Source organism: Rhizobium sp. BK289 (assembly GCF_014193575.1).
Lineage (GTDB): Bacteria > Pseudomonadota > Alphaproteobacteria > Rhizobiales > Rhizobiaceae > Rhizobium > Rhizobium tropici_C.
On sequence record NZ_JACHZO010000005.1, the window covers coordinates 22,025 to 37,350 of the forward strand.

15 protein-coding genes are annotated in these 15,326 nt (G+C 60.4%); 10 read left to right on the forward strand and 5 right to left on the reverse strand.

Features of this window, described 5'->3' with window-relative positions:
* The first annotated feature begins 135 nt into the window (after positions 1-135).
* The 5 genes from FHT84_RS10895 (at position 136) to ugpC (ending at position 5,530) form a co-directional block, all read left to right on the forward strand.
* Complete coding sequence (locus FHT84_RS10895; protein ID WP_113251041.1) at positions 136-1,293, forward strand: Gfo/Idh/MocA family oxidoreductase; 1,158 nt, start codon at positions 136-138, stop codon at positions 1,291-1,293.
* 13 nt (positions 1,294-1,306) lie between these two features.
* Entirely contained in the window at positions 1,307-2,191 is an 885-nt protein-coding gene (locus FHT84_RS10900; protein ID WP_112343510.1) for a sugar ABC transporter permease, read from the forward strand.
* A complete protein-coding gene (locus FHT84_RS10905) occupies positions 2,188-3,045 on the forward strand; it encodes a carbohydrate ABC transporter permease (protein WP_183762223.1) in 858 nt (285 codons plus the stop codon). The genes FHT84_RS10900 and FHT84_RS10905 overlap by 4 nt, the downstream gene beginning before the upstream one ends.
* Positions 3,046-3,081: 36 nt before the next feature.
* A complete protein-coding gene (locus FHT84_RS10910; RefSeq protein WP_112343512.1) occupies positions 3,082-4,311 on the forward strand; it encodes an extracellular solute-binding protein in 1,230 nt (409 codons plus the stop codon).
* Positions 4,312-4,396: 85 nt separating this feature from the next.
* Positions 4,397-5,530: a sn-glycerol-3-phosphate ABC transporter ATP-binding protein UgpC gene (gene ugpC / locus FHT84_RS10915; RefSeq protein ID WP_183762225.1), complete on the forward strand. Its 1,134-nt coding sequence runs from the start codon at positions 4,397-4,399 to the stop codon at positions 5,528-5,530.
* A 181-nt stretch (positions 5,531-5,711) separates the two neighbouring features.
* Here ugpC and FHT84_RS10920 read toward each other — a convergent pair whose 3' ends face one another.
* Genes FHT84_RS10920 through FHT84_RS10930 form a run of 3 tightly spaced genes read right to left on the reverse strand, consistent with a single transcriptional unit; the run spans position 5,712 to position 8,801 of the window.
* Positions 5,712-6,827, reverse strand: a complete 1,116-nt coding sequence (locus tag FHT84_RS10920; protein ID WP_183762228.1) for a D-TA family PLP-dependent enzyme — start codon at positions 6,825-6,827, stop codon at positions 5,712-5,714.
* Position 6,828: 1 nt separating this feature from the next.
* Positions 6,829-8,304: a M81 family metallopeptidase gene (locus tag FHT84_RS10925; protein WP_183762230.1), complete on the reverse strand. Its 1,476-nt coding sequence runs from the start codon at positions 8,302-8,304 to the stop codon at positions 6,829-6,831.
* Between the two features lie 11 nt (positions 8,305-8,315).
* On the reverse strand, positions 8,316-8,801 hold the full coding sequence (locus tag FHT84_RS10930; RefSeq protein WP_112343824.1) for a hypothetical protein: 486 nt from the start codon (positions 8,799-8,801) through the stop codon (positions 8,316-8,318).
* A gap of 274 nt (positions 8,802-9,075) precedes the next feature.
* Between FHT84_RS10930 and FHT84_RS10935 the strand changes: the two genes are divergently transcribed.
* From FHT84_RS10935 to FHT84_RS10945, 3 genes are all read left to right on the forward strand, one after another.
* The gene (locus tag FHT84_RS10935; protein WP_112343515.1) at positions 9,076-9,939 is read left to right on the forward strand and encodes a MurR/RpiR family transcriptional regulator; all 864 of its coding nucleotides are present in this window, start codon (positions 9,076-9,078) and stop codon (positions 9,937-9,939) included.
* 72 nt (positions 9,940-10,011) lie between these two features.
* Positions 10,012-10,788, forward strand: a complete 777-nt coding sequence (locus tag FHT84_RS10940) for an SDR family oxidoreductase (RefSeq protein ID WP_183762232.1) — start codon at positions 10,012-10,014, stop codon at positions 10,786-10,788.
* Between the two features lie 23 nt (positions 10,789-10,811).
* Positions 10,812-12,734: a family 20 glycosylhydrolase gene (locus FHT84_RS10945; RefSeq protein WP_183762234.1), complete on the forward strand. Its 1,923-nt coding sequence runs from the start codon at positions 10,812-10,814 to the stop codon at positions 12,732-12,734.
* 124 nt (positions 12,735-12,858) lie between these two features.
* Here the strand turns inward: FHT84_RS10945 and FHT84_RS10950 are convergent, their stop codons facing one another.
* Positions 12,859-13,041: a hypothetical protein gene (locus FHT84_RS10950; protein WP_112343518.1), complete on the reverse strand. Its 183-nt coding sequence runs from the start codon at positions 13,039-13,041 to the stop codon at positions 12,859-12,861.
* 380 nt (positions 13,042-13,421) lie between these two features.
* On the opposite strand from FHT84_RS10950, the gene FHT84_RS10955 reads away from it, so the two are divergent.
* The gene (locus tag FHT84_RS10955) at positions 13,422-13,688 is read left to right on the forward strand and encodes a DUF982 domain-containing protein (protein WP_112343519.1); all 267 of its coding nucleotides are present in this window, start codon (positions 13,422-13,424) and stop codon (positions 13,686-13,688) included.
* Positions 13,689-13,738: 50 nt separating this feature from the next.
* On the opposite strand, the gene FHT84_RS31680 is transcribed toward FHT84_RS10955, so the two are convergent.
* A complete protein-coding gene (locus tag FHT84_RS31680) occupies positions 13,739-13,867 on the reverse strand; it encodes a hypothetical protein (RefSeq protein ID WP_281024030.1) in 129 nt (42 codons plus the stop codon).
* A 206-nt stretch (positions 13,868-14,073) separates the two neighbouring features.
* On the opposite strand from FHT84_RS31680, the gene FHT84_RS10960 reads away from it, so the two are divergent.
* Positions 14,074-15,075, forward strand: coding sequence for a phosphatase PAP2 family protein (locus FHT84_RS10960; RefSeq protein WP_246781522.1), 1,002 nt, complete (start codon positions 14,074-14,076; stop codon positions 15,073-15,075).
* Positions 15,076-15,326: the final 251 nt, after the last annotated feature.

Below are 15,326 nucleotides of genomic sequence, written 5' to 3' on the forward strand. Positions count from 1 at the left end.
TGAGAGCTGCGCTTTTTTAGGCGATAATCTGAAAATAAATTTCATGTTTTTGAGTAAATGCGCGAACGTCGTTGACGAATGCGAAAATTTGCCCCAAGCTTACGAAAATAAATTACGTAATGGGAACATAAAAGCATGCGAGTGGGAATCATTGGGCTGGGATTCCGCCTGGGATATCTGGGCTATGTCTTCAAGGCGATCGACGAAAGCTTCGAGATTGCCGGATATGTCGATCCCGCGCCCGCAGGCCTGCCCGGTTTGATCGAGAAGGGCATATCGGCCGGAAAGGCCTATGCGACGCCTCAGGAGCTGATTGCCAACGAGAAGATCGATCTGCTGATGATCGGCTCGCCCAATCACATGCATCTCGATCACATCCGCATCGGCCTCGAGGCCGGCCTCAAGATTTTCTGCGAAAAACCGATCGTCACGACCATTAAGGACAGTATCGAGCTTGCCCGCCTGATGGCGAAGTTCGGGCACGAGCGGCTGATGGTCGGTCTCGTGCTGCGCTATTCGCCGATGTACCGCGATCTGTTGGCCGCGCAGGCGGAAGGAAAGCTCGGCCATGTCGTTTCCATTGAGGCCGCCGAGCATATCGAGCCCTATCATGGCGCCTTCTTCATGCGTGACTGGCGCCGCTACGAACATTATTCCGGCAGTTTCATGCTGGAGAAATGCTGCCACGACCTCGATCTTTACAATGGTGTCGTCGGCGCGCGGCCGGAGCGGGTGGCAAGCTTCGGTGGCCGCAAGAGCTTCATCCCGGAAAACGATCCGGCACGGGAAGGCATCAACGATCTCGAGCTCTTCCATCGCAAGCCGAGCGGTTGGATGGGGTCGGACAAGGTCTTTGACAGCGACGGCGACATCATCGATTATCAGGTGGCGATCGTCGAATATGCCAATGGCGTCGGCATGAACTTCCATACCAATCTGAACGTGCCGGATCAGTTCCGCCGCTTTGCCATCATGGGTTCGCGCGGCATGGCCGAAGGTGATTTCATCCGCGGCTATTTCAACGTCCATGAAGTGCTCACGGGCAATAAGGTGATCGAAAACTCCTACGCGGCCACCACGCTTTCGCAGCATTACGGCGCCGACGAGCAGATGGCGGCCGATATTATTGCGCATGTCAAATCCGGGCTGCACCTGCCGGTCTCGACGCTGAATGCGCTGGAAGCGGGCATTCTGGCGCTCTCGATGGACGAGGCGCGAATGAAAAGAGCCGTCGTGGACCTACGTCCGGTCTGGGACGAATTCGACGAAGCGCTCTATTCGAGAGCCGCCTGAGGAGGGGCGCAAGATGGGTGTTCAACGCAGCACAGTCATCTTCGCCTGGATCCTGCTTCTTCCGGCTCTCCTCTATGTCACCGTCGTCGTCGCCTATCCGCTGGTGGACACCGTCATCCTGTCCTTCACCGACGCGTCGTTGAAGAAGGTGACGAATTGGGTCGGTTTCGAGAACTACGGCAAGATCTTCAACGAAACATTCGCATCGGTCATCGTCCGCACCTTCATCTGGACGTTCTTCTCCGTGTCGATCAAGATGATCATCGGTACCCTGGGCGCGGCGCTATTGAATTCCGCCGTCCCTGGCCGTGCGCTTTTCCGGATCCTGACCATGCCGCCCTGGATCGTGCCGATGGCGATCGGCATCTTCATGTGGGGCTGGATGTATAATGGCCAGTTCGGCATGATTTCAGGTCTGCTGCAGCGTTTCGGCATCGTCGACAGCCCGGTCGCCTTCCTGGCCTATGGCAGCTCGGCCTTCTGGGCAACGATCGTTACCGACGTCTGGATCGGCGTGCCGATGGTCACGCTCTATATGCTGGCGGCCATGCAGGCCGTCCCGCACGATCTCTATGAAGCCGCCTGGACCGACGGCGCCGGCCGTTTCTATCGTTTCCGCCGCATCACCTTGCCGCTGCTGGTGCCTTCGCTCGTCACCATGTCGATGCTCTCGCTGATTTCGACGTTCAACTCCTTCGACATCATCTGGATTCTGACCCGCGGTGGCCCGAATGGGGAGACGACGACGATGATCATCGACACCTATCGCACCGCGATCGGCTCCTACAAATATGGCGAGGGTGCCGCGCGTGCCGTGTTGATCTGCATCTTCCTGTCGCTCTTCTGCCTTGCCTATTTCCGCCTGACCAGCCGCTTTTCCGCAGGAGCCAAGCGATGAGCCAGCCCGCCATGATCAATCGCTACAAATGGTACGAGATCATCGGCATTTATGCCGGAATCCTTCTGTTCCTGGCTTTCGTGCTGGCACCCTTCATCGAAGGGTTCCTGGTGTCGCTGAAGCCTCTCAGCCAGCTATTCTCGTCGCCCTACCATTTCATTCCGGAAAACGGTTCGTTTACGGCCTACCGGACGATGTGGACCAGCGTGCCGGGCTTCGCCTGGTACATTTTCAACTCGTTTCTGATTTCCGGATCGATCACCATCATCGTGCTGATCCTCGTCGTGCCGGCCGCCTACGCCTTCGCACGTTTCGAATTCAAGGGATCCGGCCTGCTGCTCGGCGCGTTCCTCGCGGTCAAGATGTTTTCCGGCGCCGTGCTGCTCATCCCGCTGTTCCGGCTCATGCGCTCCTTCGGCGTGCTGAACACCTATTTCGCCATGATCGTGCCGGGCGTCGCCTTCATCATCCCCACCGGGATCTGGCTGCTGCACACCTATATCAGGCGCATTCCGCGCGAACTCGACGAGGCAGCCTATGTCGATGGCGCGAGCCAGTTCTATACGCTGCGCCGTGTCATCCTGCCGATCGCGATGCCCGGCATCGTCGTCGTTGCGATTTCCTCGTTCATCGAGGCTTACGCGCAGCAGTTCATCTATGCGCTTACCTTCAATTCGAAGACGGAATACATGCCGCTGCCGGTCGGGCTCTTTGCCTATTTCGGCCGGCAGGAGGTCGTCTGGAACGAACTCATGGCCGCAAGTTTCGTCGGCATCGCGCCGGCTCTGGTCGTGATCTTCTTCCTGCAACGGTATCTCGTCAGCGGTCTGACCGCCGGCGCGGTGAAGCAATAAAATCAATCAACCACCAGAGAGAACGGGAGCTTAAACGTGACATTCCATTTCAAGACGGGGCTTCTCGCCCTTGCTTTGCTCGGCTCCACCGCGCTTGGCGCCGTCAACGCCCAGGCCGCCGACAAGGAGATCAGCTGGATCTATTGCGGTGACAGCATCGATCCGATCCATGTGAAGTACATCAAGCAGTGGGAAGACAAGAACCCCGGCTGGGCGGTCAAGCCGGAACTCGTCGGCTGGGAATTGTGCCAGGATAAGGCGACGACGCTTGCTGCTGCCGGTACGCCGGTCGCCATGGCCTATGTCGGTTCGCGCACGCTCAAGCAGTTCGCGGAAAACGATCTGATCGTTCCGATCCCGATGACGGATGACGAAAAGAAGAGCTATTATCCGGGCATTGTCGATACTGTCACCATCGATGGTCAGCAATGGGGCACACCGGTGGCCTTCTCGACCAAGGCTCTCTACTGGAACAAGGACCTGTTCAAGCAGGCAGGTCTCGATCCGGAGAAGCCGCCGACCACCTGGGCCGAGGAAATCGCCGACGCCAAGACGATCAAGGAAAAGACCGGCATCCCGGGCTACGGCTTGTCGGCCAAGACCTTCGACAACACCATGCACCAGTTCCTCCACTGGGTTTACAGCAACAACGGCAAGGTCATCGACGGCGACAAGATCGTTCTCGACAGCCCGGAAGTGCTGGCCGCCCTCCAGGCCTATAAGGACATCACGCCTTACTCGGTCGAGGGACCGACGGCTTACGAGCAGAACGAGATGCGCGCCATCTTCCTCGACGGCAAGGTCGGCATGCTCCAGGCGGGGTCGGGTGCGGCCTATCGCCTGAAGGAAACGAAGATCAACTGGGGCGTCGCGCCGTTGCCGCTCGGCCCCTCGGCCAAGGGCCCGGGCACTTTGCTTATCACCGACAGCCTTGCAGTCTTCAAGGGCAGCGGCGTCGAGGACAAGGCGATCGAATTCGCCAAGTTCATCACCTCGCCTGGCCCGCAGGGCGAGTACGAGTTGCAGGGCGGTGCCGGCCTCACGCCTCTGCGCCCGTCGGCTCAGGTCGACGAGTTCGAAAAGAAGGATCCCTTCTGGAAGCCCTTCATCGACGGCATCAGCTATGGTGGTCCGGAACCGTTGTTCAAGGACTATAAGGGCTTCCAGAACGTCATGATCGAGATGGTCCAGTCGGTCGTAACCGGCAAGGCCCAGCCTGCAGACGCCTTGAAGAAGGCCGCTGCCGATCTCGAGCAGTATAAATAAGTCTGCAAGTCACCGGGCCGCGCGCGCACCACGCGCGGCCTTTGGAGCCCTGCCCGCCCTTGGCGGCGCCGCGCGGAGACAGAGTTTGGGAAAGCTGCACCTTAATCAGGTCAAAAAATCTTATGGTCATTTTGAGGTCATCAAGGGCGTGGAACTCGACGTCAACGACGGTGAATTCATCGTCTTTGTCGGTCCGTCCGGCTGCGGCAAGTCGACCTTGCTGCGCATGATCGCAGGTCTTGACGATGTGACCGGCGGCGACATCAAGATCGATGGCGCCCGCGTCAACGATCTGCCGCCCGTCAAGCGCGGCATTGCCATGGTCTTCCAGTCCTATGCTCTCTATCCGCATATGTCGGTGTTCGAGAATATCGCCTTCCCGCTGCGAGTGGAGAGAATGCCGGAAGACAAGCTCAAGACCAAGGTCGAGCATGCCGCGCGCATCCTGCACCTCGATAAACGGTTGCAGGAAAAGCCGGGCCAGCTGTCCGGCGGTCAGCGTCAGCGCGTCGCCATTGGCCGCGCCATCGTGCGCGAGCCGAAGATCTTCCTCTTCGACGAGCCGCTGTCCAACCTCGATGCCGCGCTGCGTGCCGACATGCGCATCGAGCTGGCGAAGCTGCACCGCCAATTGCAGGCGACCATGATCTATGTGACGCACGACCAGGTCGAAGCCATGACCATGGCCGACAGGATCGTAGTCTTGAATGCCGGGGAGATATCGCAGGTCGGCGCGCCGCTGGAGCTTTACCACAAGCCGGCGAATACCTTCGTTGCCCGCTTCATCGGCAATCCGAAGATGAATTTTCTGCCTGTCACCTGCGCTGGCGTCAGCGACGCGGGCGTGGAGGTGGATTACAAAGGTCAGAAGGCCCTGCTGCCGGTGACACCGCGCCCTGGCTTTGCCGGCAAACCGCTGACGCTCGGCATCCGCCCGGAGCATGTCCAGCTTGGCGACGGTGATCTGACCCTGACCATCGTGCCGACGGTCGTGGAACGGCTCGGCGCCCAAACGGTCGCCTATGCCACGGCTGATGGCATCGATGAGAATTTCTGTGCGACGCTGGAGGGCAGTGCGGCCATCCGCATGGACGTGCCGCTCAAGACCGGTATCCGCCTCGCCGACTGCCATCTCTTCGACGAGAACGGCCAGGCATTCGAGCGGCGGGTGGAACTGGCCGAAATCGACATGGACCTGCTGAGCCGAGCCGCCTCCTGACGGGAGCAGGCCCGGAAGCAACCCATCCGCCCTCGTGGTTCGAGACGGCCCTTTGGGCCTCCTCACCAGGAGGGCTGATCGATCTCGCCCAGCCCTATGCTCGGAACTCGCTCCGCCCTCATCCTGAGGCCGTCGAAGGACGAGGGTGGCCCCCGATGCAACCCGCGGGTAGCGGATCGCCCTACCAGACCAGGCCGCGAGCCGCCACATCCTCGACGCGGGTCACCACGCCATCGCGATGAAACACCATCTGGTCGAAAAGATTGGAGACGACGCAGGTGTGGTTCGGGATGATGCGGATCTTGTCGCCGATCTCAGGGCGAGGGCCGGTGCACTTCGACAGGTCGATGACGCCGTGCTCCTCGGAAAGCCCCTTGATGACGGCGTCGGGATAGCCGACCACCTGGCCATAATCGGCAAAGCCGAGAAGATCCGAGGTGAGCGCCTTCGAGCCGGCATCGATGACGGCCCGGTCTTCCGTCGGCCTTGAGACGACGGTGGCGAGGATATGCATCGCGCAATCCTCTTCGCGGCAATGGCCGGCCCGCACCATGGAACGGTCATTATAGATGTAGGTGCCGGCACGATGTTCGGTTGCCGCGGTCACGAGATGCGCTTCGAAGAGGCTCGGCGTGCCGCCATTGCTGACGATCGGGCATTCGATCCCTTCGCCCTGCAGGAGTTTCACGGCTTCCGACAGGAATTCCTGTGTCGCAGCGGCGTTGTCCGGCTTCGGATAGGTCATCAGGCCGCCGAAGACGAGGCCTGGCTGGCCGCCGATATGCTTGCCGAGAGCGGCAGCCTGCTCGGGCGATTGCACCCCGCAGCGCGCGCCGCCTGTGTCGCATTCCACCAGCACGGTGAGCGGTTTGCGGGCGGCGAACCAGGCGGAAAGACCATCGACCGTCACCGCACTATCGGCTACGACCTTGAGGCCGGAAATGCGGTCGTTCAGAGCGGAAAGCCGTGCGAGCTTTTCAGCTCCAAGAATATTGAAGGTGATCAGAATATCCTCGAAGCCCGCATCGGCGAAAGCCTCCGCCTCGGTGATCTTCTGGCAGTTGATGCCCTTGGCGCCGGCGGCGACCTGCGCCTGCGCGAGCGCGGGGATCTTGTGCGTCTTGATATGCGGGCGGAAATTCAGGCCATGCTCGTCCATGTAGGACTGCACGCGGGCGATGTTCGCAGCCAGCCGATCTTCGTCGATGACCGGGCGCGGCGTCGAAAGCCCATCGATCCGGTCGCCGGGCTTGGGACTGATCTGCGAGGCGATGTCATGAGAAATGTGATGGGCCATGTCAGGCACCTTTCCGTTCGTCTGCAAAGGGATCCGGCACCATCGGCCAGATGTCCTTCCGCGCGCGGCGATAGGGCGTGCGCGCCGGATTGTTGGGATAAGGCGTTCCCGCCGAGCAGTAAAGGATCTGCGAGGCGATCTTGGAGAAGGACGCATAGAAGTGATTGGTCGACTTGATGACCAGGATCTTTTTGGTCGTGGGATCGATGCCCATGACGGAGAACAGGCTCGGATCGAAGCTCTGGGCACGCGTCGAATTCAGGATGATGTCGATACCATCGAGCTGAATATGCGCGGCATCGCCGAAGGGGGCGAAGCTTTCGCCGAAGCGCATCTCTGCATTGGTGACAAGGCGGACGATCTTGACGCGGCCGTCGATTGGATTGCCCGTGCCCGGCGCCGATTTCGCGCCGAAGCGCAGCGGGATTTCCGCGCCTTCGCCGGCAGCCATGCAGATCTGCACGGCCATCGGATCCCAGATCGTGCCGATCGCCGTGTCGGTAGCACCGCGATCGAGCAGTTCCTGCAGCACCACCGTGGCGTCTCCCGCCGTGCCGCCGCCGGGATTGTCCCAGAGATCGGCAATCACGACCGGACCCGCGGTTGCAGCCATCGCCTGGCTCACGGCCTGCTTCTCGTCGATCTGCGGCATGATGAAGGTGCCGCGCCTGGAGAAGAGCTCCAGCCCGAGGTCGCGGGCGATTGCCGATCCCTTATCCGGCTTACCATCAGTGACGACGAGCAGCTTCGTGCCCATATCGGGCACGTCGCCGGCCATGAAGCCGTGAATGACCGAGATCGACAGGATGTCGGCATCGCTCTTTTCCATCGCCATGATCTTGTCGACGAAGGAGCGCATCGGCTCGCGCGATGTCGGGAAGACGTCGATCATGCGGCAATCGAACACCGACATGACCGGCTTGACGCGGCCTTCCAGCGTATCGATGGCAATGCGCCAGAGATCTTCGGCGCGATCGACGAAATCCGTATGCGGGAATTCCTTGAAATAGACGAGGAAATCCACGGCCGCGAGGCGCTTTTCGGTCAGATGGCTATGCGGGTCGAGTTCGGCACAGACCAGGATATCAGAGCCCACGATCTCGCGGACGCGCGACAGGAAATCGCCCTCCGTGTCCTCGTAACCATCCGCGACCATGGCGCCGTGCAGCCCGAGAATGACGGCATCGACAGGCATGGCCGCCCGCAGCTGGTCGAGAATCTCGTCCCGCAGCTCCTCGTAGGTCCGGCGGTTCACCAGCCCGGCCGGATCGGCCCAGGCGGCGGTGCCCTCGATCACGTCCCAGCCCTTTTGCGCGGCAATGCGCCGTCCCACGGTGATCGGCGCCGAACACAGCGTCGGCGTTTCCGGATGCGTCCCGGGGGGAGCATAGAGAGAGGCTTCGAAAGCACGCCGGTCGATGCAGATGGGGGAGAAGGTATTCGTCTCGGTCGCGAGGGTCGCGGTAAAAATGCGCAACGCCGTCGCCTCTATTCCATCGGGTTCGGCAGATAACCGGTAAAGCCGCAGATCTTCCAGCGGCCCTCATGCAGGCGGCAATAGTAAAGCGTCTGCCATTTCAACACGTCGATGCCGCCATCCGACTTCTTCAGGCTGCCGTCGAATTTCTTGCGCACGAGAGCCATGTCGCCCTCGATCTCGATGTCTTCGAGCGTCGTCGTGGTGAAAATGGCCGTACGCGGATCCTCGGCGAAGGACTGGGTGGCAAAATCGCGCGCCTGGCGCAGCCACTCGTCGCGATAGGCGGATAGTGTCGGGAAAGCGAGGCGCCACTTGTCGGGGCTGATTTCGCGGCGGCCGTCGATGCCGATGAAGCCCTCTTCGACGAAATCGGCTGATACCATCGACCAATCGGCGGCGAGAAAAGCGTCGATATCGCGCGAAACGAGCATTTCCCAGATCGAGTGCCGAGCGACGTCGCTGGCCGGGAAAGGATTCTTGAAAGGATCACGCATTGTAACCGCCGTCATTTAAATTCTTTTCATAATTTTCGATTTTCGCTGGTCAAATTCCGCTTTCTATGGTCACTTGTCAACGCACCAAGAAAATAATTTGCAGGAACTGGATGGCGGCCATCACACGTCAGGGTTTCTGCCGGATGGGGACGAATGGCAATGCGCGCCCGCCCGTAAGCCTGTCCACAGGCAAAGGCGGGAACGGTGAGATTGAGATGGATTGCGTCGCTTACTACGTGTCAAACGTTTGGAAAACTGCGACAAAGGGGGGCTGATGGATATCTTCACGACCATGCAGGACGAGAGGGGCCGGCTTTCACAATCGGAAATCCGCATTGCCGACATCGTTCTCAACGATTTCGAATTCGCCGTTAATGCGTCCATCATCGAGCTTGCGGGTAAGGCGGATGTCTCGCCGCCCACGGTGACGCGCTTCTGTCGTCGCCTCGGCTGCGAAAGCTTTTCCGATTTCAAGGTGCAGCTCGCGCGCACGGCCTATGTCGGCATGCGCTATCTGAAGCCCGAGCCGAAGAGCATAGCGCCGGCCGACGTTGCCCAGGACATTATCACCAAGGCGCAGAATGCGCTTTTCCTGCTACATCGCGGCCTGGATGTCGCCGCTATCGAGCAGGCGGCGAACCGGCTTGCCGGTGCCGAGATGATTTACGCCTTCGGCTCAGGCGGTAATTCCTCGATGATCGCCAGCGAGCTGCAGAACAGACTGTTCCGCTTCGGCCTGCGGATTACTTCAAGTTCCGACCACAGCATGCAGCTGATGATGGCCGCCGCCGCCAAGCCGGCGGATGTGCTGATCGGTTCGTCCTTCTCCGGCCGTAATGCCGAGCTGGTGCGCGCCTTCACGCTGGCGCGCGAAGCCAAGGTGCCGACGATCGCGCTGACGCAGAGTGGCAGCCCGGTGGCGCATGCCGCCGATATCACGCTGCCGGTCGACCTGCCGGAAGGCGACAACATCTATCGGCCGACATCGACGCGCATCGCCTATCTCGCGGTCGTCGATATTCTCGCCAGCCTGGTCGCCCATCGTATCCAGCCGCAGGCGACGGTGATATTGCGCCGTATCAAGCAACAGCTCGTGACCCATCGCGACGGCGACGATCGCCAGCTTCTCGGGGACTAGCCCGTCTGGAGCTACCGACAAACAACAATAAGGAGCGGCAACGTCCGCTCGGGAACGCATTAGAGGAACCATATGAGCAGATCCGTTGCCATCGTCACTGGGGCGGCCGGCGATATCGGTCGTGCCATCGCAAAACGCCTGGCGGATGACCATGATGTCATCCTGCTCGTCGATATAGACGAGGCGGCAGTGCAGACGGCGGCGCTGGCCCTCGGCCCCGCGGAACGTTTCGTGCCGCTCAAGGCGGATATCACCAGCGACGGCGATGTTGCCGCCATGGCCGAGGCGGCATCGGGATTGGGCGGATTGAGGACGCTGGTCAACAACGCCGGTGCCGCCCGCGCCGTCAGCCTTCACGATACGACGCCCGCCATATGGCGCGCCGACAATGCCCTCAATCTCGAGGCGGCGTTCCTCTGCTTCCGAGCGGTCGAGGACATGCTGAAGGCGTCGAAAGGGTCGGTCATCAATATAGCCTCCGTCAACGGCATGGCCGTCTTCGGCCATCCGGCCTATAGCGCCGCCAAGGCCGGGCTTTTGCATTTCACCCGGCTGGTCGCGGTGGAATACGGCAAGTTCGGCATCCGTTCGAATGCGGTGGCGCCCGGCACCGTGCGCACCCAGGCTTGGGAAGTGCGCGCCGCCGCCAATCCGAATGTCTTCGAGGAGGCGAGGCGCTGGTATGCGCTGCAGCGAGTCGTCGATCCCGTCGATGTCGCCAATGCCGTCTCCTTCCTCGCAAGCCCGCTCGCCGCGGCGATCACGGGCGTCTGCCTGCCTGTCGATTGCGGCCTGACGGCAGGGCAGGCGGAACTTGCCCACACCTTCTCACAGTCCGAACACTACTGAAGCTCTCTGTCAAGGGGAACATAATGCAGCCGTCCTCCTCCTATCATTTCGAAAACACCTGGTCTCCCGAGGGCGGAAAGCACGGTCGGCTGACCCTGACGCTTTTCAATTTTTCGGATGCGCCTCTTTCGAATTTTCGCCTTGCCTATACGACGCTGACGCGCCTCGTCGATCCGCAAGCCTGCGACAATGCCGTCTTCGTGCGCCGCAACGCCAATTTTCATGAGTTCGCGCCGCCGGCTGGCCTGTCCATCGCGCCCGGAGAGAGCTGGACATTCACCGTCTCGGCACTTCATAGGGTCGCGCGGCATTGCACCGACGGCGCGAAATCCGCCTATGTGACGCTGGCGGACGGCACCCATGTCACGGTCTTGACATCGGATCTCCTGCTGGCCGATCGCGCCAGCGAGCCGCCGCCGGTGCTGCTGCCGGAAGGCCGGCTGGAACTTCCCTTCGCCATCCAGCCCTGGCCGGCAAAGATCGATGTCAAGCCGGATCAAGATTTCCCTGTGGCACTCTATCCAGCGGAAGGCTCAGATGCTGCGAGTGTGAAGGCGCTCGCCACCGCGCAGGCGCTGTTCCGCCGTCTCTTTCCTTCCAATCACATCCCCTTCAGCCTCATTGCCGCGCCTGGGGGCCGGGCGCTGCGTTTCGTGGAGCGGCCGGCGCTCGCCCGCGAAGCCTATGAGCTTTCCTTCTCCGGCGATGAGGTCGTGCTTGCCTTCTCCGCCGCTGCGGGCCGTCTCTATGGCCTGACGACGCTGGCGCAGCTTCTCGATGGCGCGCGGCGCGAGCCCGGCAAGTTCCGCTTCCCGGTTTCCGGCGTGATCGCCGACCGGCCGCGTTACGGCTGGCGCGGCTGCCATCTCGATGTCTCCAGGCAATTTACCCCCAAGGCGGACGTCCTGCGCCTGCTCGACATTCTTGCCTGGCTGAAGCTCAATATCTTCCATTGGCACCTGACCGACGACGAGGCCTGGCGGCTCGAGATCCGCGCCTATCCGCAGCTGACCACCACGGGTGTGCTGCGCGGGCCGGACGAGCCGCTGTTGCCGCAGCTCGGCAATGCCGCCGAGCCGGTCGGCGGCTTCTATTCGCAGGATGACGTTCACGAGATCGTCGCCCACGCCACAGTGCTCGGCATCGAGGTGATCCCCGAAATCGATATACCCGGCCATAGCACCGCCACCCTCATTGCCCTGCCTGACCTGACGGACGGGCAGGAGGCACCCGACAGCTATCACTCCGTTCAGGGCTTCCCAAACAATGCGCTTAATCCGGCGATCGAGCTCACCTATGAGTTCCTCGGCAAGGTCTTCGACGAAATGGTCGAGCTCTTCCCGTCCGAATATATCCATATCGGCGGCGATGAGGTCGCCAACGGGTCCTGGCTCGCCTCGCCGCTCGCACGCGGGCTGATGGAGCAGGAAGGCATTTCGGGAACGTTTGGGCTGCAGTCCTATTTCCTGAAGCGCATCAAGGCCATGCTCGGCGAACGCGGCCGCAAGCTCGCCGGCTGGAACGAGGTCGCCCATGGCGGCGGTGTCGATCCGGAAGGCTCCCTGCTGATGGCCTGGGAAAAGCCCGAGGTCGGCATCGAACTCGCACGCGAGGGCTATGAAGTCGTCATGACGCCGGGTCAGGCCTATTATCTCGACATGGTGCAGGCCGATGCCTGGCAGGAGCCGGGTGCGAGCTGGGCAGGCACGGTGCCGCCCGCCCATACTTATGCCTATGAGGCAGAGGGTGAGTTCCCCGATGAGCTGAAGCATTTGATGAAGGGCGTGCAAGCCTGCATCTGGCAGGAGAATTTCATCTCCCGCGACTATTTCAACCGTCTGGTTTTCCCGCGCCTGCCGGCCATTGCCGAGGCGGCCTGGACGCCGAAGGCGCAGAAGGATTGGCTGCGCTTTGCCGCCATCGTCCCGCTGAGCCCGAAGCTTTAGAAGGGCGCCCCGACCTTCGCTCACGCTTCAGGCCGCCGAGATGGATTTTCGGCGGCTTTTTCGTGGGCTGGCTGCTATCAAGGCAACGGTCGACAGGATTGCGCGGTCATCGCGCAGGAGCGTTTTACCCCGCGCGCAGGGTCGCCATATCGGTCGGGAAGAAACCCGCCCACGCCATCACTGTCATGGCGGTGATGATGAGCAGATACCACATGGCGACATAATCCCCGACCAGCCGCCGGTTTAACGCGGCAAAGAGAAGAGCGACGCTGAAGGCAAGCCAGAGCAGATTGCAGACGTGGTTCATTTTGTTGTTCCCCTTATTCGTCTTACCTCCCTGCTTCAGAAGCTAGCCAGTCGGGAACGCGCCAGCTAGCGCTGTAGCGGGATGGAGGTTTGCGCTGAGCGCGAAGCGCGGATGGAGCGATCGGCGCTTGAGGCATGGGAAAGAAGTACCCGGCAGGCGAGTCGCGTCCTGCATCGGGCCTGAGCCGATGCTGCTGCAGGAGAATCTCAACGGCGCGCCCACAGCTCAGGAACATCTCGCCACCGCTCCCGTTATCGCCTCATGGCGTCAGGAGAGGAGTTGATTTCATGGATTATTATACGACGATCGCCGCATGCGTCGGCACCGGATCGTTTCTGATCGCAGTATTGATAGCGCTCAACGGTTGAGGAGGCGTGACGATGGAATATGGTGATTGGAACAACCCCGTCATAGTCGACCTCGGCGGTGCCGGTCGCTATGCGATCATAACCAACGCGCTCGATGCGGCCAACTGCATGAGCGACGAGTGGCCGGTAAGCGGCGGACCTGCCGTGGACGAGGCCGTTCTGGTATGTCTCGATGCAGTGCTCGGCAAGGCCTCGGCCGAGCAATCCCGGAGGGCTTTCCTGGAAGCGGCAGAAGAGGCAGGGCTTGATGTCAGACCGGACACCGAAAGCCTTCACTAGCGTAATATGAAGCACCCTGATGAAGGACGTGGCGCTTGAATCTGAAGCGCTTAGATCATCCAGAAGATCAGGCTGAGGATCACGATAACGGCGAGGATGAAACCCATCATCCTCCCGAGCCCTTCATTGACGTTACCATTGCCGACGATCAGATCGTACCAGTCGCTCTTATGGTCCATCGAAAATCCCTCAAGGTTTCCCCCATTAGGTCGACCTCTTCTCCGGCAGTCAATGATTTAAAGATTAGGCTGAAAGGCTGGCCGTGGACGCGCATGCGATACACGAGGGAGCCACCCGCAAGCCAAAGCCGGAAGTGACGATAACAACAAATTGGTAATACAACCTATGATAATGATTTGCTGTTTGAATCAGAAAGTTTGATTTGATGTCTGGTCAATCTATTTCTATTGCGTTGATGGCACAAAACGGTGCAAGCCGATGCTGGATCATTCTCTTTAGCTTCTGCTCTTTGTATGTCGGGCTCGCGGCGATTGCCTGGCCCTCCCGCTATTTCACTTTGTTGGGCATCTACGCGCAGACATTCCTTACCGGTATCCCGATGATTCTGTTCGCTGGCCTCATCGCCGGTGGCGTCTTGGCGGACAAGACGGCCCCGTTGCGGGGCGCGGTGCGCATTCTTCGAAACCGCGGGCCGCAGATGACGGCTGTCGTCCTGGGTTTCCTGCTGTTCCTTACGGCTTTCACCACCTTCAAGATCGCGATCTCTGAAATCAGGCCTTTCTATGCCGATCCCCTGCTTGCCAATATCGATCGAGTGATCTTTGGCACTGATGCCTGGCTCCCCAGCCACATGATGGTCAACAGGCAGATGCTTCCTGTTCTGGCGTTCCAATATGAAGTCACTTGGAAGGTGATGTGGTTCGCCATGTTCGTCTTCATCGGCCTTTGGCGGGATCGGACGCGCGGTGCCAGATACCTGCTCGCCCACGCTCTGACACTGATCATTTGCGGGACAGTCCTCGCGACGGCCCTGTCGTCAGTCGGCCCGATCTTCTATGACCGGATCTACGGCGGCGATCGTTTCGCTGATCTCGCCAAGATCTTGCAGGGTCAAGGCGATGCCATGGATACCTGGCGGACCTCAAACTACTTGTTCCTGGCATATCAGAGCGGGCAGCCTTATCTCGGTAGCGGCATCAGCGCCATGCCAAGCATTCATGTGGCGGTTGCCGCACTGAATGCCTTCTTCCTGACGAGCCTGAACCGCTGGCTGGGCATCATTGCCTGGAGTTTCTTTGCCGTAATCGCTTTCATGTCGGTCTACACCGGCTGGCATTACGTCTCGGATGGCGTTTTGTCGGTCATAGTGGTTAGCATGATTTGGTACGGCATAGGCAAAGTGTCGAGATCTGACGCTGACGGTTGAGCGACATGGTGAGCTGATTTTCAGCCACTCGCGGAAGGTACAGGTTTTCTGTTTCTCGTGGCGCTCGTCGTCATGGCGCCAACTCTCCGCGTCCGAGGGCTTCACCGGCAGGTAGAGGCCGATTGAATTGGCAAGCCTGCAGCTCTTTTCACGCATCCTCGCTAAAGCGACGGGATCCGAGGCACGGCCGGGAATTTGACGGTGAATTCAGACGGTATTCGGAGCTGTGGGTTGGCAGTGATTGCAATCCG

What these genes read in the sequence shown, in the direction of transcription:
- FHT84_RS10905 (WP_183762223.1), top strand. Translation starts at nt 2,188, where the DNA reads ATGAGCCAGCCCGCCATGATCAATCGCTACAAATGGTACGAGATCATC.
- FHT84_RS10920 (WP_183762228.1), bottom strand. Translation starts at nt 6,827, where the DNA reads ATGGCCCATCACATTTCTCATGACATCGCCTCGCAGATCAGTCCCAAG.
- FHT84_RS10900 (WP_112343510.1), top strand. Translation starts at nt 1,307, where the DNA reads ATGGGTGTTCAACGCAGCACAGTCATCTTCGCCTGGATCCTGCTTCTT.
- FHT84_RS10955 (WP_112343519.1), top strand. Translation starts at nt 13,422, where the DNA reads ATGGAATATGGTGATTGGAACAACCCCGTCATAGTCGACCTCGGCGGT.
- FHT84_RS31680 (WP_281024030.1), bottom strand. Translation starts at nt 13,867, where the DNA reads ATGGACCATAAGAGCGACTGGTACGATCTGATCGTCGGCAATGGTAAC.
- FHT84_RS10940 (WP_183762232.1), top strand. Translation starts at nt 10,012, where the DNA reads ATGAGCAGATCCGTTGCCATCGTCACTGGGGCGGCCGGCGATATCGGT.
- FHT84_RS10960 (WP_246781522.1), top strand. Translation starts at nt 14,074, where the DNA reads ATGTCTGGTCAATCTATTTCTATTGCGTTGATGGCACAAAACGGTGCA.
- FHT84_RS10945 (WP_183762234.1), top strand. Translation starts at nt 10,812, where the DNA reads ATGCAGCCGTCCTCCTCCTATCATTTCGAAAACACCTGGTCTCCCGAG.
- FHT84_RS10895 (WP_113251041.1), top strand. Translation starts at nt 136, where the DNA reads ATGCGAGTGGGAATCATTGGGCTGGGATTCCGCCTGGGATATCTGGGC.
- FHT84_RS10950 (WP_112343518.1), bottom strand. Translation starts at nt 13,041, where the DNA reads ATGAACCACGTCTGCAATCTGCTCTGGCTTGCCTTCAGCGTCGCTCTT.
- FHT84_RS10930 (WP_112343824.1), bottom strand. Translation starts at nt 8,801, where the DNA reads ATGCGTGATCCTTTCAAGAATCCTTTCCCGGCCAGCGACGTCGCTCGG.
- FHT84_RS10935 (WP_112343515.1), top strand. Translation starts at nt 9,076, where the DNA reads ATGGATATCTTCACGACCATGCAGGACGAGAGGGGCCGGCTTTCACAA.